Here is a 20678-nt window from a genome sequence, read left to right as displayed (position 1 = left end):
ACCATCCTGCACTTTCGAAGAAAGTGTCAGGCAAGCCGACAGGGTCGTTTTCGACGAAAACGGTCCCGAGAGGCCGGGGGCCATTCCTCGAAATTCACCGCATCACAAACGGATTGGACATCGGCGCGTCGGACGTGTTGATCCACGTCGTCTTGGTGCGCGTGTAATCGAGAATAGCCTCCAGCCCCGCTTCGCGTCCGTAGCCGGACTGATTGAACCCGCCAAACGGCGCGATGGGGGAGACGGCGCGGTAGGTGTTCACCCAGCAAATGCCTGCTTTGAGCTTTGACGACACCCGGTGCGCGCGGGCGACGTTTTGGGTGAAGACGCCGGAGCCCAGGCCGAAGGGTGTCGCATTGGCGATGGCGATTGCCTCGTCCTCGGTGTCGAAGGGCAGGAGGGACATGACAGGGCCGAACATCTCGACTTTGAGGGTCTCGGTGTCAGGGCCTGCGCATTCCACGAGGGTGGGGGCCATGTAGTTGCCGGGGCGGTCCAGAGGCGCGCCGCCGAAGCGGATGGTTGCGCCTTGGGCTTGCGATTTGGCGAGAGTGGCCGTGATCGTTTCAGCCTGCGCGGCGGTGCAGAGGGGGCCGATATGCGTGTCGGCTTCCAGCGGGTCGCCCACTCGGACGTTTGCCATTTTCTCTTCGATTTTGGCGGCGAGCGCTTGGAGAATGGGGCGGTGGATCAGGCCCCGCGATCCGGCGACACAGCTTTGACCGGACGCACCGAAATTGCCTGCGATCAGGCCGTTGGCCGCACCGTCGAGGTCAGCGTCGTCGAAGACGAGGATTGGGGATTTCCCGCCGAGCTCTAGCGTGGTGACGGCGAAGTTCTCGGCTGAGTTTCGCACGACATGGCGGGCGGTTTCCGGGCCGCCTGTGAAGGCGATGCGGTCGACATCCGGGTGGCGGGTGAGGGGGATCGCGCAGTTTTCGGCGTCACCTGTGATGACGGAGACGACGCCCGCTGGGAAGCCTGCGGCCTCGATGAGCTTGGCGAATTCCAGCATCGGCGCGGGGGCGATCTCAGACGCCTTCAGGACGACGGTGCAACCGGCGGCGAGCGCGGGGCCGAGCTTGGTGGCAGTCAGGAACATCTGCGCGTTCCACGGCACGATGGCCGCGACCACACCGATGGGCTGGCGGGTGGTGAAGACGTGCATGTCGGGTTTGTCGATGGGCAGGACCGCGCCTTCGATCTTGTCGGCGAGGCCCGCATAGTAGCGGTAGTAATCGCCGACGTAAGCGGATTGGGAGGCGGTTTCAGCCAGCAGTTTGCCGGAGTCCGTCGTCTCGATCCGCCCGATGTCCTGCGCGTGTTCCTCTATAAGATCGGCTAGTTTGTAGAGTAGCTTGCCCCGCGCGGTCTGGGTCATTTCGCGCCATTCGGGCGCGCCCAATGCGCGGCGAGCGCTCGCGATGGAACGGTCGACATCCTCTGGCGCGGCGCAGGCGAAAGTGGCCCAAGGCTCACCCGTCGCTGGGTTTTCGGAGGCCATGGTCTGACCGCGCGCGCCTTCCGTCCATTGGCCGTCGATGAAGAGCTGGTAATGCGGCTGGCTCATTTGCGATCCCTCAGGCAAAGGCGGGCATGACGTCGTCGATGAAACGACGCAGCGAGGCCTGTTTTCGCTCAGAGGACATGCCGCTGTCGATCCAAAACGAATATTCGTCGTAGCCGAGGTCTTCGTAGCGTTTGATCTGGTCGATGACCTCCTGCGCCGTGCCGATGGTCAGGTCGCGGGCCATGTTTTCGGGGGCCATCATCTTGTTGGCTTTGAGTTCGTCGTCGGAAAGCGTCTCGATCAGGCCTTGGGTGACCGGGCGCTTGTTCTGAAACCACGCACCGAAGTAGCAGTAGAAACGGGAGAGCTCGTTTGCTGCGAGGCCGACGTCGTCGGCGTCTGATCCCACGTAAGTGTGGTGCAAGAGCATGACCTTAGGGCGTTTTCCGCTGTAACTTTCGCAAGCATCGTTGAAGCGGGACATCAGCGTCTCGATCTCCTCCATGCCCTGCCAGAGCGGCGTGACCTGGATGTTGAACCCGTTGTGGACGCCGAATTCGTGGCTGTTCGGGTCGCGGGCAGCGATCCAGATGGGCGGGCCGTTTTCCTGTGCGGGTTTGGGGGCGGAGGTCGTGGCGGGGAAGCTGAAATACGCGCCCTCATGGGCGCAGTCGCCTTGCCAGAGTTGCGGGAGAAGGGGGTGACCTCGCGCATCCGCAAGCCCGCCTCCATCGCATCCATGCCGGGCATAAGGCGTTCGTATTCATAGGAATATGCGCCGCGTGCGATGCCCAATTCGATGCGGCCCCCGGTGAGCATGTCGGCGGAGGCGGCCTCTCCGGCCAGCTTGATCGGGTGCCAGAAGGGGGCGACGATAGTGCCGGTGCCAAGGCGTACGTTCTTGGTGTAGTGGGCGAGGTCCACCAGCGTCAGGAACGGGTTGGGCGCAATGGTGAAATCCATCCCGTGATGCTCGCCCGTCCAGATCGCGCGCATGCCGCCTTCGTCGGCCATTTTGCACAGGCTCAGAAATTCCTCTCGCAGCAGGTCCTGCGGTTGGTCGGGGCTGATCCGTTCCATATGGGCGAAGAGGGAGAACTCCATGGGTCAGGTCCTTTCAAGCAGGGTTTTCAAGGCGTTGGTGGTCTCAGCCGTGTGTGTCATCGGCATCATGTGGGCGGCGTTGCGGATGATTTGCGCACGGCCTTGCGGGGCGAGGGAGGCCATAGTGTGGGACATCTTTGGGGTCGAGTTGGGCTCGCGTTCGCCGGTCAGGAAGAGGGTGGGGCAGAACAGCGTTCGCAGCGTGTTGCGGGACGGGCCGTTTGAGTGCGCGAAGAGAGTGTAGGCGTGTTTGTATGCGGTGGGGTCGATGTCGCGGAGCCAGGTTTCGCAGGCGGTGCGTTCGGGGGAGGGGCGTCGCCAAACCAGCGGGTGAGCGTTGGTGTGGGGTCGGTGGGACCGTCGAGGGACGCGGCGCGGGATTGGACGGCTTGCGCGGCCTCGGGCGTGCGTTCGAAGATGGCGTTGAGGGCCGCGACGGCTTGGATGCGGGTCGGCGCCTGGCGGGCGAGTTCGACGGCGATCATCGCGCCCATAGAATGGCCGATGGCGATGAACGGGCCGTCGATGGCGCGCAGGATGTGGGCGGCGTGGCTTTCTATGGTGAAGTCCGCAAAGGGCGTCTCGCCATGGCCGGGCATGTCGAAGGCGGTGACGTTGTGGGTCGCGCTGATGGCGTCGATCTGGGCATTCCACGCCTCGGACCGCAGGCCTACGCCGTGCAAAAGCACGACCTTTGGCCCGTTGCCCGCACGTATGCAGGCGAGGCCGGAGAGGTCAGACCGCGGCCGGGTTGTCCACGTCATGGCCCAGATCCTTGAGGTCTTGGTAGCGGTCGCCGATGCGGTGGTGCGGGCGGCCAGAGAGGGCGGCGCCGAGGCAGACGACGATTTCATCGTCGCGGGGTGCGTCGGGGATGGCGAATTGGATGGTCAGATAATGGGAGCGTCGGCCCGCGTCGTTCCTGTCCATTAGCGGCACCATGATCGGCGCATTTGCAGGCCCGCGCGTGTTGGTGAAGGCGAGGTAGGATTTCGCGCCGACGGCCTCCCGGTAGAAATTGCCGAAGCGCAGGGTGTGGATGAGGCCCGAGGCGTGTTCGATCTCACCATTCAGGCCAACGACGGCGGCTTTGCCATAGGCTTCGATCTTGTCGCCGCCTCCAGCAAGCGCGATCATTCGATCAGTCAGCATCTCACCCAGGATGGGACCGTAAGCTTGGATTTCCGGCTTGAGATCATCGACATAGCGACCGGCCCAGGGGTTCGTCACAACGGCGGCAACGGCAAACAGCCGCCAGGGTTTGTCAGCCTGGCGAAAGCCTTCGATCAGAACCTCTTCGTCATAGGTCACGATCTTTCGAATTTCGGGGTCATTGGGCGCTCCGGGCTTGGTTGGCAGAGCGTAGGAAGCCGTTGTTTCTTTGACAAACGAGGGAATTATGGCCTTTGGTATTAGTAAAGCTAATGCCGGAGTTGACCCTTGCCGAAATCCCTTCCCCCTTTGACGTGGTTTCGGTCGTTCGAGGCCGCTGCACGGCACTTGAGTTTTACCGCAGCGGCAGAGGAAGTGGGGCTGACGCAATCGGCGGTGAGCCAACAGGTGAAAGCGTTGGAAACGCGCCTTCGCGTGCCGTTGTTCACACGGTTGCCGCGTGGATTGGCGCTGACGGATGATGGCAGGCGGCTCTTGCCGCAGGTCAGCGCGTCGCTGGATGGATTGGCGGCGGCGGCGGATCTGGTTGCGGGCGATCCGGGTGAGGATCTTTTAACGGTGGCGACGTCGGTCAGCGTGGCGCAATGGGTGATCGCACCGCATCTGGGGGCGTTCCAAGCGCTGTTCCCTGCGGTTCGCTTGCGCTTGTTGAGCGCGATCTGGGCCGATGATTTCCAGACCGCGCGGGCGGATGTCGAAATCCGCTTCGGGTCGGCGAAGCAGGCAGGAGAGGGTGCGGTGGCCTTGGGATCGAATCGATTGGTCCCGTTACAAGCGCCCGGATTTGAGGCCCCCTTGGCCGAGGCGGCACTGATTGAGGCGGTTGGAACCTCAGCAGGTTGGCAAGCCTGGCAGGAGCAAGTTGGACGGGTGCGCAAACCCGTCCTGTTCACCGATACCTACGGCATGGCCCTACAATTGGCCGCGCAAGGCCACGGAGTTGCTTTGGTCAGCGAGATGTTGGCGAGGTCAGGCGCTGGAAACAGGGCAATTGGTCCGCGCATCCGATGGTGCGATTGTGGGCCAGGAAGCCTATTTCCTGTCGGTCTCATCGGAAAAAGCGACTGCTATTGCGTTCGCCGATTGGATTGCGGCGCTTGTGGAGTGATGTTGTAAAAAGTAAGTTTGGACCGAATTTCAGGTCTATCCGGCGTTCAAGGAAGAAAATAAGCCAAGGGTGGTTGTGGAGTGTTCACGGCACCACAACGATATTTCCCGTATGGGCCTTGTCGATGAAGGCTTGCTGACCTGCGTGGAAATCCTCCAGCGGGTAGGTTGCCGCGAGCATGGGTTTGAGCGCGCCGGCTTCGATGTAACTTACCAGATTCTTGAAGGTCTGCGGCGGGTTCACGGTGGAGCCGAAAAAGCTGAGATCCATCAGATAGAGCGTGCGCACATCGAGGCTGACGATGGGCCCGGCAATGGCACCGGAGGTCACGTAGCGCCCGCCACGATCAAGCGCGTCGATCAGCGTAGGAAAGTAATCGCCTGCAACGATGTCCGCGACCACCGTGACGTTGTCGCGACCGATAGCGTCCTTAAGGGCGACCTTCAGATCTTCGGGTGCGCGGGGCAGGATCGCATCGGGGCCGCATGCGGCGACGTCTTCGTGCTTGGCGGGTGAGGCCAAAGCCACGACCATTGCTCCGCGATGCTTGGCCAGCTGGATCAGGGCACCGCCGACCCCGCCGGACGCGCCGGTAACGAGGACCACGTCGCCCGCACCGACGCCGGATTTATCCAACATTCCCTCTGCGGTGGCGTAGGAGCACGAAAAGGTGGCGAGTTCCGCATCTGACAGCGGGCTGTACACCGCAGCGACGTTGCGGTGGTCGATCACGGTGTATTCGGCATAGCCGCCATCGGCCTCGGACCCATAGTAGCCCGTTTTGTGCATGTTCAGGGGATCATCCCAGTCGCGCAGCCAGTTGTCAGTGATGACACGCTTGCCGATCAGGCTTTGATCGGCGTTCGCGCCTGCGGCTACGACCAAACCGCAGACATCTGCCCCCTGAATACGCGGAAACGCGATGCCCGCGCCGCCCCATGTGTTGTCGGCGTCACCATCCAGCGTCTCGTAGGCGCCGCCGGTTGTGGCCTCGGTCACTGATTTCGAATACCAGCCCGCGCGCGTGTTCACGTCGGTGTTGTTCATGCCGCAGGCAAGCACTTTGATCAGCACTTGGTCCGGGCCCGGGGTGGGGACAGGCCACTCGGCCTCAAATTCCAACGCATCAAGGCCGCCATGTCGCTTGAGGACAACAGCGCGCATTGTTTTGGGAATGTCTGTCATTGGAAGCTCCACAATCAGGCCACCAAGATGTGCCGGGGAACGGGCCATCCCGCAACCCTTGCCTCTTCAGACCTGAAAATGGATCCGGAACGTCGTGCCGTCATCAGCGTCATCCAGTGTGATGTCGCCTCCGGCCTGCGCGAGCACGGAACGGACAATAGACAGGCCCATCCCCGTGCCGCCATCGGTTCGGCGCGAGGTAAAGAACGGCTCAAAAATGCGGTCGCGATTGCCGGGACTGATGCCCGAGCCGTTGTCGGACAGAGTGAACCCCTCGTCGGTGGCCGTGACCCGCACCTCGGTGGCGCCATGGCTTTCTGCGTTCTCGATGAGGTGGCGGAAGATGATCTCGAGCGCCTCACGTGAGAGCGGAACCTGCCGCGTTGGACCGATCAGGCGCATGTTGAGGCGTGGGAAGCGGCTGATCATGTCGTCCAATGCGTCCGCCAGATCGCTGGACCCGTCCGAGGCGAGTTGACCGACGGCAGAATATTCCCGCATCCGGGCGAGGAGTTGCTCCATCCGCTCCGTATCACGCGCGATATTTTCAAGGAATTTCACCTGCCGTTCTGGGGGCATCTCGGTGTCTTGCATCAATTCCACCGCGCCCTTGATCGCGGTGAGAGGTGATTTCATCTCGTGGCTGACATGGGCGGTGTAGGTTTTCAGAGTGGTCTGTTGATCCTGCAACCTGTTGGCCATCGTGCCGAAGCTTTGCGCCAAGGTCTCAATCTCTCGCGTTCCGTAGTGATCGAGGGGCTCCCATCGCGCCTCGGACGCGCCGAACGTCTCGGTCCGGGCGGCCAGTGAGCGGATCGGGCGGGAGACGAAGCGCCAGAAGAGATAGCCGATCAGGCCGGTGGATAGCAGCACGAACATCGCGGCGCCGAAGAGGTTCAGGCGTTCGGTGTAGAGGAAGCGGAAGATATGGTTGGGCGTGCGGTTGAGGTAAACGACGCCGATGATGTCATCGCCGATGGTGACTGGCATCGCGACAAAGATGCGGACGCGTGTGCCTTGGCTGAAGCGGTAGATCAGCGGCTCTGCCGTTGGGCGGGTGCGCACACGGGGCACGGAGACGGTATCGCCATTCAACGCAAGCGCGACCTCTTGCACATGGCCCAGATAGACGCCGGTTTCAGCGGAGCCCGCGATCACGGTGCCGAAGCGGTCGAGGAAGCGATAACCTGCCAAGGTCTGCTCCTGCGCGCCGAGAGCGATCTCGGACAGGTAGGGCGAAATCCGGCGGTATGGCTCTGCGATCGTTTCAGTGGCGGGAAGTCCATCCGGGCGGGGGCCGAGGATCGTCTGCGGGTTGACGGTGACGGAGGGAAAGAGCGGGCGGAACGGACGGCGACCGTCCGCGGGCAAAGGCTCGGGCGGCAGATCCGCGGCGGTGCGGTAGAGTTCTTCGTAGGTGGCCGTCAGGACGGCGGCCTGCATCAGCAGGCTTTCCTCGGTCTGTTGGACAAGTTGATTGGCGTAGAAGCGAAACAGGTTCAGGCCCGCAAATGGCAGGAACAGGACCAGCGCCAGCATGGCCAGGATCACCCCGCCCAATCCCGGGCGCCATTTTCTGCGCGCGCTCACGCGGGCAGGCATGGGCCCATCCGAAGGCCCACCCCATGCACCGTTTCGATGCTGTCTGCGCAGCCAGCCTCGGCCAGTTTGCGACGGATGTTGCGGATATGGCTGTCGATGGTGCGGTCGGAGACGTGGATGTTGTGGCCGTAGACCGCATCCACCAGCGCGTTGCGCTTTATGACCTTGTCGGGGTTGGCGAGCAGAGCTTCAAGCAGGTTGAACTCCGATTGCGTCAGCGCCACCTCAGCGCCTGCGAAGGTGCATTGGTGGCGGGCGGGGTCGAGGCTTAGCGCGCCGTGACTGAACGTTTCTGACGGGGCGGCTCGTCCGCCCGAGCGTTTCAGAATTGCCTTGATACGGGCCACAAGCTCGCGGGGCGAGAAGGGTTTTGTGACGTAATCGTCCCCGCCGATTTCCATGCCCAGGATGCGGTCAATCTCATCATCGCGGGCCGTCAGGAACAGGATCGGCACGTCCGAGGTTTTGCGCAGCTCCTTGCAGACGTCGAAGCCGTCCATCTCGGGCAGGCCCACATCCAGGATCAGCAAGTCCGCCGCACCCGTCTGCGCCTTGGCCAGACCCGCCGCCCCATCGGCGGCAAAGTCGGCCTTGAAGCCCGCGGCCTCAACAGCAAAGCCGATGACATCGCGGATATTGGGATCGTCATCGACAATCAAAAGGTGTGCGGGCATGGGCTATGTCGTCTCACAAATCGTGGTGAGCGGTAAGATACGCTTCAAGCCGCCAGCGGCGAAAGCCCCATTCCTGCCAGCTGTCGATGTCGTCAAAGGCAATGGTCGGGCGGCCATGGACGCCGCACATCACATCATCATGGATGGGCCCGTGTTCCCACATGGCCGGGATGACCTGCTCGCCAAGACCGCAGAGGTAGTGCAGGTCGAGGCGGCTGATGGGAATGTCTGCCGACAAATTGTGATCGGCGATGATGTGGGTGAAGTTGACGAAACAGCAGAGGTAGAGCGTGGCAAGCGCCGTGCCCGCGTTCCAGCGGATGAGCCAGCCCAGGGGGCGGGTCTGGGCGATCTGGATTAGCACCAGCACAAGGCCTACGCCGATCAGCGCCATCCAGATGAAGGCCGCAATGCGCAGATGCGTCAGGCTGTAGGCCTGCACATACAGCGCCAGTCGGAACGCGGCAGTGCAGACCAGCAACAGGGTTTGGCCGAGCCAGGCGTAGACCAGCCAGCGCATCCGCTTGTCCTCAGCCACCATCTTGTGGGTCAGGGCCGCGAACAGGCCCGCAAGCAGCGCCGTCACCAGCAGAGGGTAAGCGCCACGATGTGCATATTCGGCGTAGCTCATGCCATCCGGCAGGGCGACGCCGCCCGTCAGGATCGTCAGGTCGGACAGGGATTGGATCGCGAAGATCGCATTGAAGAGGATCAGGGACAGGCGCAGGGACGCAGAATTCAGATAGCCGGCAGAGAGGTCGCCCGCCGGGAATTTCAGGTCGAAGGCTGCGTCTCGGCGCAAGGCAAAGGTGTTGAGGTAGGGCCATATCAGGCACGCCGCAGCGGCCCAGAAGACGATACGCACGACGGTGTCGCCGTTGATCGGGCCGAAATTCGCGGCATTTGCCAGCGTCCGTTCAAACAGCGGGTTTGCGACGGCGAACAGCGTTACGAAGACCAACGCGATGGTGACAGGAAGCAGGTAGGCGCGGGTGAGAGCTGCCCAGTTTGTGTCGGCCTTGTGATTGCGCGCAGAGCCGATCACGCGGGCCGGCAGCAGGATCAAGCCGTCCGAGGAGGCGCGGATAAAGGGTGTCAGCGCCTCGGACCAGCGGATTTGCGCACCAAGGACCACCCACGCGAGCAGCACCGCAATTCCCCACGCTGAAGGCGTAGGCCAGTGGCTGGCTGTGTTCGATAACAGGCAAATTGCATATGACGGCGAACGCCATGGCCATGGCCCATTCGCGGCGCGTGGCCTTGACCGGTTTGAATGCGACCATTGCGGCGGACAGGGCGATGCAGAAAAGGGCCATGGAAAGGCCCGGTGCCTGACCCCAAAACTGATGTCCGCCAGAACGATCAGGATCAGCAGAGCCAGTAGGGCAGCCTTGCCATCCGAGATGCGCGCGCCGAGTCCGGGCTGCGGCCGGGCATTGGTGTTGGATGGCGCATCAATCAGCCACCAGGCATCGTGTTTCAAGCGATCGGGAAGGCCCCGGATTGTGAACTGTCCGCTCATTGGTTTTCTCCGCTGTTTCGCGTCTCAATGCAGACGTTCTGGCAGAGGGGATTGCGCAGGGTGCGTGGGGTCCGTGCAGGGGGCGGGGGCATTCAGTGCAGGAATTGTGCAGGCCGCTTTCCACCCCGGGTCGAAAAAACGCTTTGCGGATCAGTGATTCTGAGGCAGCGTATCAATTGTCAGACATTTGACGGACGGTATGGCGCGTGGCCCGGATTGCCCCGGGACTGCACTGGAGGAGCCGTGCCTGAGCGACGCGAAAAGTCCCACCCAAGAGGACTGCACCTTACTGAAATGGGAGGACGAATATGAACCTGAGACCAGACCCGACATTCCACGCATCTGCGAAGCTGGCGATGGAAGCGCCGGTTGAGACCTACGGCTTCACCGTGATGCTGAGCCCCGATGGCAGCCAGCCCGATGGCATCGCCGTGGTGGACCTTGACCCAAAATCTGAAACCTATGGCCAGATCGTCCATCAGGTGATTGTGCCCAACAAGGGTGACGAGTTTCACCATTTTGGCTGGAACGCGTGTTCGTCATCGCTTTCGCCGCTGACGGGTCACGCCTTTCTTGAGCGTCGCTATCTGATCGTGCCCGGCATCCGGTCGAGCCGGATCTATGTGATTGACGTGAAGGAGCCGCTTGAGGCCAAGATCCACAAGATCATCGAACCGGAAGAGATTTTCGCCAAGACCGGCTATTCGCGCCCCCACACGATCCATTGCGGGCCCGAGGGCATTTACGTCTCCACCCTTGGTGGCGGTGGCGAAGATGGCACCGATGGCCCGCCCGGCATCTTCATCATGGATTGCGAGACGTTCGATGTGATCGGCCGTTATGAGATGGACCGGGGCGAGCAGGACAAGCACTACGATTTCTGGTGGAACCTGCCGCAGGATTACATGGTGTCGTCCGAATGGGGCCTGCCGCCGCAATTCGAGGGCGGGATCGTGGCAGAGGACCTTTTGTCCAACAAATACGGCCACAAGATCCATTTCTGGGACCTTCGTGCGCGGAAGAACGTGCAGACGATTGATCTGGGCGAGAACCACCAGATGGCACTGGAAATCCGGCCTGCGCATGATCCGACCAAAAGCTACGGGTTCTGTGGGGTGGTGGTGGATACAACCAACCTGCAAGGTTCGATCTTCACCTGGTGGCGCGGCGAGGATGGCAAATGGCAGGCCAAGAAGACCATCACCATCGACCCGCGCCCTGAGGCGGCAGAGAACCTGCCGCCGCTTTTGCAGGGGTTCGAGGCGGTGCCGCCGCTGGTGACGGATATCGACCTGAGCCTGGATGACAAATACCTCTATGTGGCCTGCTGGGGTCTGGGCGAGATGCATCAATACGATGTGTCTGACCCGATGAACCCGGTTCTTGTGGGCAAGGTTGAGGTTGGCGGCATCGCGCGTGGCACCGCGCACCCCAACGGCAAACCCTTCGTTTATGGCCCCCAGATGGTCGAGGTTTCCCGCGACGGGAAGCGGGTCTACTGGACCAACTCGCTCTATTCGACATGGGATGATCAGTTCTACCCGGACGACGAGGGCGGCCAGATGGTCATGGCGCACAATGATGAGAATGGTTTCCGCCTGGCGGAGGACTTCTACATCGACTTCCCCGACGGCTACCGGTCGCATCAGATCCGCCTTGAGGGCGGGGATTGTTCGACTGACAGCTTCTGCTACCCGAACGTCTAAGCGGGCCTTATGGAAGACCTTTCAGTGGCGGCCCTTTGGTGGGCCGTCGTCGCCTCGGGCCTCTATCACGGGTTGAACCCCGGGATGGGCTGGCCCCTGGCGGTCTCAGCCGCGTTGATGGAGCGGAAAGCCTCGGCCCTTCCGAAGGCGTTGGGGCTGTTGGCGTTTGGGCATTTCCTGTCGATGCTGGCGATCCTGTTGCCCTTTTCGTTGATGATTGTGCTGGTCGAATACGAGACCCAGATCCGGATCGGCGCAGGCGTGATCGTGATCGCGATGGGGGTGTATCTGCTGATCAATCGCCGCCATCCGCGTATGCTGGCGCGCGTGCATCCGGCCCGGCTGGCCTTATGGTCGTTTCTGGCGGCCTTGGCCCATGGGGCGGGGCTGATGTTGGTGCCGATTTATCTAGGGATTTGCGCGATTGCGGCCGATGACACCGGGCATCTCGCGGCAGGGGCGTTGATGCGCAGCGATCTGGGGATCGCGGTTGCCGTGGCAGGCTTGCACACGCTGGCGATGACATTTGCTGGCGCGGTTATCGCGGTTTTCATTTACCTTTGGCTGGGGCTGAAGTTCCTGTCGAAGACGTGGTTCAACCTCGATCTTTTGTGGGCGCTGAGCCTTGTGATAGTCGGCGCCTTCGGGATTTGGTCCGCCGTCACGCATTAATCATCTGTGCCGGTGATCTGCAGCGCGTGCAGGCGCGCATAGGCGCCATTTTGGCTGAGCAGTTCGTCATGTGTGCCTTCTTCGACAACGCGCCCTTGATCCATGACGATGATCTTGTCGGCATTGCGGATGGTGGACAGGCGGTGCGCGATCACCAAGGTGGTGCGGCCCTCCGCGAGCCGATCTAACGCGGCGCCGACCAGCTTTTCCGACTTGGCATCAAGGGCGGATGTTGGCTCATCCAGCAGCAGGATCGGGGCGCTTTTGAGCATCGCGCGCGCAATGGCAACGCGCTGACGCTGTCCGCCGGACAGACCAGAGCCACGGGGACCAACCAGCGTATTGAGGCCATTGGGCAAGTTCTGGGCAAACTCCATAACCTCGGCGGCTTGCGCGGCCTGCTCAACCTCCGCGTCTGTTGCGTCCAGTGCGCCCATGCGGATGTTGGCGGCGATGCTTTCATCGAACAGGGCCGTTTCCTGGCCTACGACAGCGATCGTGTCGCGCAGGCTGCCGGTTTCGGCTTCGATGATTGGCGTGCCGCCGATGGCAATCGTGCCTTCAGACGCATCCAGCAAGCGTGTCAGGGCCGCAAACACGGTGGTCTTGCCCGCACCGGACGCGCCCACAAGCGCCGTCGTTTGCCCGGCCGTCGCGGTGAAGGTCAGGCCGCGCAGGACCGGTGCATCGCCATACGCGAAGTGCACATTGTCGAAGGTCACATCGCCTGCCGACAATGGTTTTGCATGCGGCACATCCGTGATGGTCGGCTTCGTCCCCAGCACATCATAGATCCGCTCCAGCGAGGCGCCGGCTGTCTGAACCTGGCCTGCAATGCTGGACAAGCGGCGCAGCGGCTCGAACAGCAGCCCCAAGGCCGTGAAAAAGGACATGAACTGGCCGAGGGTTTTTTCACCGTCGATGATGTCCTGTCCGCCGACATAAAGCACCACAACAAAGCCGAGTGCTGCGATGATGTCGATCATCGCGGGGTTGGAGGCCACACCGATCTGGGCGCGGATCGACGGGCGCAGATAGGCCGCGATCTCGTCCTTGAAGCGGGCGCGTTCATGCTGCTCAAGCCGGTTCAGCTTGATGGTTTGAATGCCGTGAAAAATCTCATCCAGGCGGGTTGAGAGGCCCGCCGCAGCCGCACGCGCCGCGATTGCTGTGCGCTTGATAAAGGCCTGAACAGCCAACAGTGGAAGGATGAGAGCAGGGACACCCAACAAGGCGAACAGCGTCCAACGCCAATCGGTGTAGAGCATGACTGTCAGCAGAGAGACGAGCGTGATCGCGTCGCGCCCCAAGGACATGAGGGCAGCCGATGAAACCGATTGAAGCGCGCTCGTGTCGCCGCGGGTGCGTTCGATCAGGGCACCCGGCGGGTTCGTCTGAAAGAAGGCCATGTCCAGGGTCAGGAGATGGTCCAAAATGCGGCGTTGAAGGCCTGCCACAACGCGCAGCCCGACGCCTACCACGAGTATTCGCTGGAAAAAGCCAGCCGTTGCGCGCAGCAGAAACAGGGCGCCGACCATCAACGCGACCCATGTCACGCCCTCCATCGACCCGGAGGTGAAAAGCGTGTCGAAGAGCGGTTGAACAAGCCAGGCAAAGGCCCCGATGGCTGCGCCTTCAAGGCTCATGAGTATGACGGCCAACAAAAGCACGGGCCAGTAGCGGCGCACATGCTCTGCCCACAAACGACGCCAAAGTGCGGCGCCCGAAGGATTGCTGTGGGAAGCGGTCGTCACGCGATGTCCAAGATGTTGGGGAAAAGCGGCAAAAGGCCATCCTCGCGGGTCATAACATGCCTTGCGCAAGGGTTACGCCCTTTGCCCGACCCGCACAAGACACGGGCAGATCGCCCGATTGCGCCGCTTTTGATTGTGAATGGCCGCATTTCCCGTTTGTCAGAAGGAAATTCAGGTTTGAAGATAGGGTAGGCGAAGGCTTTGGTTGAAACTGCGGGTCATCCGCGCTTAGTCTTCGCCCTGATAAGCGCAGGCACGGGGTAAACCCGGAGACACTGCAGCAAGACAACAGGGGAGTGGGGTTTGACCTCAGACCAGACGGAAGCGTTCGTCGCCTTCGACCGCGTGCAAAAAAGCTATGACGGCGAAGTGCTCGTCGTTAAAGACCTCAATCTTCACATCGGGCGGGGCGAGTTCCTGACGATGCTTGGGCCCTCGGGCTCGGGCAAGACCACCTGCCTGATGATGCTGGCCGGGTTCGAGACCGCCACGCACGGCGAAATCACCCTCGACGGCAAACCGATCAACAACATTCCGCCGCACAAGCGCGGCATCGGCATGGTGTTCCAGAATTATGCGCTTTTCCCGCATATGACAGTGGGCGAGAATCTGTCTTTCCCGCTGGAAGTGCGCGGGATGGGCAAGTCGGACCGGGAGGGCAAGATCAAGCGCGCGCTCGACATGGTCCAGATGGGTGATTTCATCAATCGCCGCCCGGCGCAGCTTTCTGGTGGCCAGCAGCAGCGGATCGCGTTGGCGCGCGCGCTGGTGTTCGAGCCTGAGCTGGTTCTGATGGACGAACCGCTTGGTGCGCTCGACAAACAGCTGCGCGAAACCTTGCAGTTCGAGATCACCAACCTCGCCCATGAGTTGGGGATCACGACCGTTTACGTGACCCACGACCAGACCGAGGCGTTGACCATGTCGGATCGCGTGGCCGTCTTCGACGATGGCCGCATCCAGCAGCTTGCGGCGCCGGACACACTTTACGAGGAGCCGCAGAACAGCTTCGTCGCCCAATTCATTGGCGAGAACAACACGTTGCAGGGCACGGTCAGCAAGATGGCAGGCGACATGTGCGAAGTGACGTTGGAAGATGGCTCCGTCATTGACGCGGTTCCGGTCAATGTCAGCGCGGTCGGCGAGAAAACCCAAGTGTCGATCCGGCCCGAGCGAGTCGAAATGGATCGCTCGCGTCTGGCGGATGACGCCCATACGCTGAAGGCTGAGGTCAAGGAGTTCGTCTATATGGGCGACATCTACCGCACGCGCCTGAGCGTTGCGGGAACCGAAGACTTCATCATCAAGACACGAAATGCCCCCGATCAGCGCAGGCTGAAACCGGGGGAGAGCATCGAGATCGGCTGGCGTCCGCAGGATTGCCGGGCACTTGATGCATAACGGCCCGTAAAGGGTCGAAAAACCACGGGAAAAACCAAAGTCCAACCAAGGAGAGACTAACCATGAAACTCAAGAGCCTTATGCTCCTGACTACCGGCGCGGCCTTTGCTGCGACGGGTGCAATGGCCGATGGTCACATGGCCGGTTCCATGACGCTTGTGTCGTGGGGCGGTGCGTACCAGACCAGCCAGACGCGCGCCTATTCCGACCCCTATGCTGCGATGCATGAGGGCCTGGAAGTGATCTGGGACGAAAGCTCGGCCGAAGCCGTGGCGCGCCTGCGTGCCATGAATGAGGCCGGCAACATCACCTGGGACCTCGTCGACGTTGTGGCCGCTGATGCCATGCGTCTGTGCGACGAAGGTCTGGCGATGGAAATCGACCATGACGAAGTGCTGGCACCGGCCCCCGATGGCACGCCTGCCTCGGAAGACTTCGGCGAGTTCATCGTGTCCGACTGCTTCATCCCGCAGATCGTGTATTCGACCACTTTCGGCTACCGCAACGATATCGCAGAGTGGAACGGCGCCGAGCCTGACAGTGTCTGCGCGATCTTCGACACCGAAAACTTCCCCGGCCAGCGTTCGCTGGAGCGTCGCCCGATTGCGAACCTGGAATGGGCGCTGATCTGTGACGGTGTGGCGATCGAAGACGTCTACGACACGCTGGAGACCGAAGAAGGTCTTGAGCGCGCGTTCGCGATGCTCGACACCATCAAGGACCAGACTGTTTGGTGGTCCGCCGGTGCTGACACGCCACAGCTTCTGGCCGATGGTGAGGTTGCAATCGGTTCGACCTACAATGGTCGTCTGTTCAGCCTGATCGAAGAGCAGGGCCAGCCGGTCAACATGCTCTGGGATTGGCAGATGTTCGACCTGGACGGCTGGATCATTCCTGCTGGCCTGCCGGAAGATCGTCTTGCCCGTACGCTCGACTTCGTGCGCTTCGCCACGGACACGCAGCGCCTGGCCGATCAGGCGCTCTACATCTCGTATGGCCCGACCCGTGCGTCGTCCGCGCCGCTGGTGGGTGACCATGCCGACCTCGGCATCCCGATGGCGCCCCACATGCCGACCGATCCGGCAAACGCTCAGAACACGTTCCTGTTCAACTACGAGTGGTGGGCGGACTACCGCGATGACATGGACGCACGCTTCCAGGCGTGGCTGGCCCAGTAAATCTACCTTTGTCAGGGCGGCCTGGGTCGCCCTGACACCCTCATGAGGCGACAAGGCGGTCCAATGCCCAAAGGCTATATCATCGGCCACATCACGGTGAACGATCCCGAGGCGTACCAAGAGTACATCGAACGGGACACGCCGATCCTGCTGAGCCACGGGGCCAAGCCCATCGTGCGCGGCGGCAAGTCCGAGATTATGGAAGGTGAGACCTTCCAGCGCCATGTCGTGTTTGAATTCGAGTCATACGAGGCCGCAATGGCCGCCTACAACGACCCCGCATATCAAGAAGTTGCCGAGATCCGCCGTCGCACCGCCGACAGTGTGATCCTTGTAGTCGAGGGCGTGGAATGAGCGACGCAACTCAAGATGGCCCCGTCCTGGCCGCCGATGGCCGCCCGCTGAAGCGGTCGCTGGCCCGTGCGTTGCGCGCCCAGAAATTGCGCGCACTGATGCTGATCGCGCCGCTGCTGATCTTTATCCTTGTGACCTTCATCGCCCCGATCGTGGATATGCTATTCCGCTCGGTCGAGAACCAGATCGTGTCCGAGACCCTGCCGCGCACCGTTGTGGCGCTGGATGAATGGGACCCGTCAGATCTGCCCGAAGACGATGTCTACGCGGCGCTGGCGCTGGATTTCTACGCCGCAACCGAACGCCGCCAGCATACGCGCCTGGGCAGTCGCCTGAACTACGAGACGACCGGCATGTCGTCCCTGTTCCGCAAGACCGGGCGCGGTGTGGACGATATTGGCGAGATTTACACGGACCAGTTCGTGGATCTGAACGAACAGTGGGAAGACCCGCTGTTCTGGTTGCCACTGGTGTCAGACACGGGCTGGTTGGCCAGCCGCCCGGCTGAGGGCGAGGATCGCCCGTTGTCGCTGTTCCGGATCGACGCGGAGTTTGAGGCCAGCTTCCCCCGCGCGGCTGAAGCCTATGAGGTTTTCGCGAGGACCATTCAGGAAACCGATGGCGATGACCCGGCGGAAGAAGAGCCATGGCACCTTGTCTATGCGGGGCTTTACCATGACCTGATGGCGATCCACGAAAGTGGCGAGGGGGCTGAGGGCCTTGGGCGCTTTGATGGCCCTGTCTTCGTGGCGGCCTTGGAGGCCGTTCCGGGTTTCGAGACCCAAAGCTACCGCGAAGCCTTTGAAGACATCGACGAGGATTGGCTCGACCTTGAAGTCTGGGGCACGATCGAGGCTTTCTCGGACCCGTTCACCGCAGGCTATTTCCTGTCGTCCGTCGACCTACAACTGACGCCACAGGGCATTGAGGCACAGCCTGAAGATCAGCGCCTGTATCTGCTGCTGTTCTGGCGGACATTGTTCATGTCAGGCGTCATCACGATCAGCTGTATCCTGCTTGGCTATCCCATCGCATACCTGCTGTCGAACCTGCCCACGCGCACATCGAACTTGCTGCTGATCTTGGTGTTGCTGCCTTTCTGGACTTCGCTTTTGGTGCGGACCTCTGCCTGGAAGGTGCTGCTGCAACAGCAAGGGGTGATCAACGACATCCTGGTGTGGATTGGGCTGGTGGCCGATGACAGCCGATTGGCGCTGATCAACAATCAGACTGGAACGATCATCGCCATGACGCATATCCTCTTGCCGTTCATGATCCTGCCGATGTTCTCGGTGATGAAGACGATCCCGCCGAGCTATGTCCGGGCGGCGAAATCGCTGGGGGCGACGAATTTCACCGCGTTCCGACGGGTTTACTTCCCGCAGAGCATTCCGGGAATCGGGGCGGGCTGTATCCTCGTCTTCATTCTGGCCATCGGCTACTACATCACCCCTGAACTTGTCGGTGGGCGGACGGGGACGTTCATTTCGAACCGGATCGCGTTCCACATCTCCTCCAGCCTGAACTGGGGCTTAGCAGCCGCGCTTGGCTCGATCCTGTTGGCAGTGGTTTTGGTTCTTTATTGGCTCTACGACCGGATCGTGGGCATCGACAACGTGAAGCTGGGGTAAGCGACCATGGATACAAAACTTCCCCATATGCCACGTTCGGACAGCGCATCTGGTTCTACGGGTTCAGGGTGATCTGTGGGCTGATCTTCTTCTTCCTAATCGCGCCGATCATCATCATCATTCCGCTGAGCTTCAATGCGGAAGACTTCTTTACCTTCACGCCTGGGATGCTCGCCTTTGAGCGCGACGCCTACAGCCTGCACCACTATCAGGATTTCTTCGGCGAGGACGGCTACCCATGGATCGGCCTGCTGGTCGGGCTTGGGATCGGGGCAGTTCTTACGGTGATCCTGAAGGTGTGGAAGGGGAACCTGAACCTGTTTCCAATCCTGATCGGGGCCATTTTCGGTCTGGTGATCGGCAAGCTCACAGGCCTTGAGGGCGAGGAATGGATGACGCCGCTGCGCAACTCGCTGATGATTGCGCCGGTGGCGACCCTTTTGTCGGTTGGCTTCGGAACGCTTGCAGCGATTGGTTTGAGCCAGACGCACGTGCCGTTCAAAGGGGCGATCATGGCGATCCTGATCTCACCCATGATCGTGCCGCTGATCATCTCGGCGGCAGGGATGTATTTCTTCTACTCCCGCATCGGGTTGCAGGGCACCTATTGGGGTGTTGTGTTGGCCCATGCGGCGCTTGGTATCCCCTTTGTCATTATCACCGTTACGGCCACGCTTGTGGGCTTTGACCGGTCCCTGACGCGGGCGGCGGCCAATCTGGGGGCCAATCCGGTCACAACCTTCTTCCGCATCCAGATGCCTTTGATCCTGCCGGGCGTCATCTCGGGCGGGTTGTTCGCGTTCATCACCTCGTTTGACGAGGTGGTGGTTGTGATCTTCGTCGGCTCAGCCGGGCAGCAGACCCTGCCGTGGCAGATGTTCACGGGCCTGCGCGAGCAGATCAGCCCGGTCATTCTGGCGGCGGCCACGATCCTTGTGGCGATCTCGATCGTGCTTCTGGCGACGGTGGAGATGCTCAGGCGGCGGTCTGAGCGACTGCGTGGAATTGCGCCGCATTGAGGGGCGGTTGCACGCGCGCAACCATGGGTTAAGCTGTTGAATTGAAACGGTTCTGCGCTTTTTCTTAACCTTATGTTAAGGTTTTCAGCGGCTATCCCAACACCGCGATCCACACCGCAGCTGTAACAACGGTAAGCGCCGTACCGACGAGTACTGACGTGGCTGCCACGCGGCGGGCGCAGCCGTACATATCTGCGAAAATATAGGTGTTCACGCCGGGGGCCATGGCGGCGGTGACGACAGCAGATTGCAATTGAGCCTGGCTGAGACCAAGGCCATTGCCGAGCGTGTACGCAATGACCGGATGCCCCAGCAGGGACAAGCCGCAGATCATGGCGATGACGCCTACATCGCCTTCGGGTTTGTAGCGGTAAAGCACCCCGCCAAGGCCAAAGAGGGCCGCCGGCAGGGCCGCGCGGATCATCAGATCCAATGCCTCTCGCAGGACGCTGGGGATCGGCAAGCCGGAGAGGTTCACGATGAAGCCCAGGCCGATGCCGATCATCAGGGAATTCTGGAACATCGCCTTGGCCACGGTGCCGCCAAGGCGCAGGCCGCGTGTTTCAGCGCGGATGATCTCCATCGTCGTTATGCCGAGCAGGTAGCAGTAGGCCGCGTGGAACGCGATGATGGTGTAGTTCGGCCCGAGAGCCTCCGCGCCATAAGCGCGCTCGGATATCGGCAAGCCCAGAAGGACGGTATTGGCAAAGAGTGCGGAAAAACCGATGGCGACGCTGTCCGTCCAGGGGCGCTTGAAGACAAGGCGCGCGCCGAAAAGGCCTGCGAAGAAGCAGAAGGTTGAGCCCGCGTAGAAGGATATCAGGAGGCGAAGGTTAAGCTCGGCCCCGAGATCGAGCGTGGCAATGGCGGAGAAGAGCAGACAGGGAATGGCGAATTTCTGGGTGAACACCATGAGCCCATCAACTGCACTATCCTTGAAAAGGCCGCGCCAGACGGCGGCGTAGCCCGCGCCGACGACAAGGAAAACCGGCAGAACGATGGCCAGAAGATCAAGCATGCTGCAGGGTTAGCGGGTTTGGAGCGGGAAGGGAAATTGAAGCATCCTGCGGCCGTCTTGGCACTCA

At 61.4% G+C, this 20678-nt stretch carries 16 protein-coding genes and 3 pseudogenes; 9 read left to right on the top strand and 10 right to left on the bottom strand.

Features of this window, described 5'->3' with window-relative positions:
• Positions 1-94: 94 nt before the first annotated feature.
• The 4 genes and pseudogenes from ACZ1HK_RS06260 to ACZ1HK_RS06245 all read right to left on the bottom strand — a co-directional run bounded on the left by ACZ1HK_RS06260 (position 95) and on the right by ACZ1HK_RS06245 (position 3925).
• The gene (locus ACZ1HK_RS06260; protein WP_472627971.1) at positions 95-1570 is read right to left on the bottom strand and encodes an aldehyde dehydrogenase; all 1476 of its coding nucleotides are present in this window, start codon (positions 1568-1570) and stop codon (positions 95-97) included.
• Positions 1571-1580: 10 nt separating this feature from the next.
• A pseudogene (locus tag ACZ1HK_RS06255) lies at positions 1581-2614 on the bottom strand (LLM class flavin-dependent oxidoreductase).
• 167 nt (positions 2615-2781) lie between these two features.
• Positions 2782-3378 (bottom strand): alpha/beta fold hydrolase, encoded by a 597-nt coding sequence (locus ACZ1HK_RS06250; RefSeq protein ID WP_472627970.1) that lies wholly within the window; start codon positions 3376-3378, stop codon positions 2782-2784.
• Entirely contained in the window at positions 3350-3925 is a 576-nt protein-coding gene (locus tag ACZ1HK_RS06245) for an amino acid synthesis family protein (protein ID WP_472627969.1), read from the bottom strand. The genes ACZ1HK_RS06250 and ACZ1HK_RS06245 overlap by 29 nt, the downstream gene beginning before the upstream one ends.
• Before the next feature lie 129 nt (positions 3926-4054).
• Between ACZ1HK_RS06245 and ACZ1HK_RS06240 the strand changes: the two genes are divergently transcribed.
• Complete coding sequence (locus ACZ1HK_RS06240) at positions 4055-4903, top strand: LysR family transcriptional regulator (RefSeq protein WP_472627968.1); 849 nt, start codon at positions 4055-4057, stop codon at positions 4901-4903.
• A 76-nt stretch (positions 4904-4979) separates the two neighbouring features.
• On the opposite strand, the gene ACZ1HK_RS06235 is transcribed toward ACZ1HK_RS06240, so the two are convergent.
• The 4 genes from ACZ1HK_RS06235 to ACZ1HK_RS06220 are packed head-to-tail and all read right to left on the bottom strand — an operon-like array spanning position 4980 to position 9506.
• Positions 4980-6128, bottom strand: a complete 1149-nt coding sequence (locus ACZ1HK_RS06235) for an alcohol dehydrogenase family protein (RefSeq protein ID WP_472627967.1) — start codon at positions 6126-6128, stop codon at positions 4980-4982.
• An 18-nt stretch (positions 6129-6146) separates the two neighbouring features.
• The gene (locus ACZ1HK_RS06230) at positions 6147-7682 is read right to left on the bottom strand and encodes a sensor histidine kinase (RefSeq protein ID WP_472627966.1); all 1536 of its coding nucleotides are present in this window, start codon (positions 7680-7682) and stop codon (positions 6147-6149) included.
• The gene (locus tag ACZ1HK_RS06225) at positions 7667-8356 is read right to left on the bottom strand and encodes a response regulator (RefSeq protein WP_472627965.1); all 690 of its coding nucleotides are present in this window, start codon (positions 8354-8356) and stop codon (positions 7667-7669) included. Before ACZ1HK_RS06225 ends, ACZ1HK_RS06230 begins: the two co-directional genes overlap by 16 nt.
• Positions 8357-8369: 13 nt before the next feature.
• Entirely contained in the window at positions 8370-9506 is a 1137-nt protein-coding gene (locus ACZ1HK_RS06220; protein WP_472627964.1) for a DUF4153 domain-containing protein, read from the bottom strand.
• 680 nt (positions 9507-10186) lie between these two features.
• On the opposite strand from ACZ1HK_RS06220, the gene ACZ1HK_RS06215 reads away from it, so the two are divergent.
• Positions 10187-11584, top strand: coding sequence for a selenium-binding protein SBP56-related protein (locus tag ACZ1HK_RS06215; protein WP_472627963.1), 1398 nt, complete (start codon positions 10187-10189; stop codon positions 11582-11584).
• Between the two features lie 9 nt (positions 11585-11593).
• Entirely contained in the window at positions 11594-12256 is a 663-nt protein-coding gene (locus ACZ1HK_RS06210) for a hypothetical protein (protein ID WP_472627962.1), read from the top strand.
• On the opposite strand, the gene ACZ1HK_RS06205 is transcribed toward ACZ1HK_RS06210, so the two are convergent.
• Positions 12253-14010, bottom strand: coding sequence for an ABC transporter ATP-binding protein (locus tag ACZ1HK_RS06205; protein ID WP_472627961.1), 1758 nt, complete (start codon positions 14008-14010; stop codon positions 12253-12255). The two genes, ACZ1HK_RS06210 and ACZ1HK_RS06205, sit on opposite strands and share 4 nt — an antisense overlap.
• Positions 14011-14313: 303 nt before the next feature.
• Between ACZ1HK_RS06205 and ACZ1HK_RS06200 the strand changes: the two genes are divergently transcribed.
• The 6 genes and pseudogenes from ACZ1HK_RS06200 to ACZ1HK_RS06175 all read left to right on the top strand — a co-directional run.
• Positions 14314-15411 (top strand): ABC transporter ATP-binding protein, encoded by a 1098-nt coding sequence (locus tag ACZ1HK_RS06200; protein ID WP_472627960.1) that lies wholly within the window; start codon positions 14314-14316, stop codon positions 15409-15411.
• A gap of 62 nt (positions 15412-15473) precedes the next feature.
• Positions 15474-16589, top strand: coding sequence for an extracellular solute-binding protein (locus tag ACZ1HK_RS06195; RefSeq protein WP_472627959.1), 1116 nt, complete (start codon positions 15474-15476; stop codon positions 16587-16589).
• Between the two features lie 63 nt (positions 16590-16652).
• Positions 16653-16943, top strand: a complete 291-nt coding sequence (locus ACZ1HK_RS06190) for a DUF1330 domain-containing protein (RefSeq protein WP_472627958.1) — start codon at positions 16653-16655, stop codon at positions 16941-16943.
• Positions 16940-18574 (top strand): ABC transporter permease, encoded by a 1635-nt coding sequence (locus tag ACZ1HK_RS06185; RefSeq protein WP_472627957.1) that lies wholly within the window; start codon positions 16940-16942, stop codon positions 18572-18574. Before ACZ1HK_RS06190 ends, ACZ1HK_RS06185 begins: the two co-directional genes overlap by 4 nt.
• A 47-nt stretch (positions 18575-18621) precedes the next feature.
• Positions 18622-18804, top strand: a pseudogene (locus tag ACZ1HK_RS06180) (ABC transporter permease); the annotation flags it as partial.
• 174 nt (positions 18805-18978) lie between these two features.
• A pseudogene (locus ACZ1HK_RS06175) lies at positions 18979-19593 on the top strand (ABC transporter permease); the annotation flags it as partial.
• 91 nt (positions 19594-19684) lie between these two features.
• Here the strand turns inward: ACZ1HK_RS06175 and ACZ1HK_RS06170 are convergent.
• Positions 19685-20611, bottom strand: a complete 927-nt coding sequence (locus ACZ1HK_RS06170; protein WP_472627956.1) for an AEC family transporter — start codon at positions 20609-20611, stop codon at positions 19685-19687.
• Positions 20612-20678: the final 67 nt, after the last annotated feature.

Source organism: Gymnodinialimonas sp. JB5-7 (genome assembly GCF_055693405.1).
Note: the sequence above shows the minus strand (reverse complement) of the source record. Positions and strands in the feature narration are given on the sequence as shown.

What these genes read in the sequence shown, in the direction of transcription:
- ACZ1HK_RS06170 (WP_472627956.1), bottom strand. Translation starts at nt 20,611, where the DNA reads ATGCTTGATCTTCTGGCCATCGTTCTGCCGGTTTTCCTTGTCGTCGGC.
- ACZ1HK_RS06190 (WP_472627958.1), top strand. Translation starts at nt 16,653, where the DNA reads ATGCCCAAAGGCTATATCATCGGCCACATCACGGTGAACGATCCCGAG.
- ACZ1HK_RS06185 (WP_472627957.1), top strand. Translation starts at nt 16,940, where the DNA reads ATGAGCGACGCAACTCAAGATGGCCCCGTCCTGGCCGCCGATGGCCGC.
- ACZ1HK_RS06210 (WP_472627962.1), top strand. Translation starts at nt 11,594, where the DNA reads ATGGAAGACCTTTCAGTGGCGGCCCTTTGGTGGGCCGTCGTCGCCTCG.
- ACZ1HK_RS06235 (WP_472627967.1), bottom strand. Translation starts at nt 6,128, where the DNA reads ATGGCCCGTTCCCCGGCACATCTTGGTGGCCTGATTGTGGAGCTTCCA.
- ACZ1HK_RS06225 (WP_472627965.1), bottom strand. Translation starts at nt 8,356, where the DNA reads ATGCCCGCACACCTTTTGATTGTCGATGACGATCCCAATATCCGCGAT.
- ACZ1HK_RS06230 (WP_472627966.1), bottom strand. Translation starts at nt 7,682, where the DNA reads ATGCCTGCCCGCGTGAGCGCGCGCAGAAAATGGCGCCCGGGATTGGGC.
- ACZ1HK_RS06195 (WP_472627959.1), top strand. Translation starts at nt 15,474, where the DNA reads ATGAAACTCAAGAGCCTTATGCTCCTGACTACCGGCGCGGCCTTTGCT.
- ACZ1HK_RS06250 (WP_472627970.1), bottom strand. Translation starts at nt 3,378, where the DNA reads ATGACGTGGACAACCCGGCCGCGGTCTGACCTCTCCGGCCTCGCCTGC.
- ACZ1HK_RS06215 (WP_472627963.1), top strand. Translation starts at nt 10,187, where the DNA reads ATGAACCTGAGACCAGACCCGACATTCCACGCATCTGCGAAGCTGGCG.
- ACZ1HK_RS06260 (WP_472627971.1), bottom strand. Translation starts at nt 1,570, where the DNA reads ATGAGCCAGCCGCATTACCAGCTCTTCATCGACGGCCAATGGACGGAA.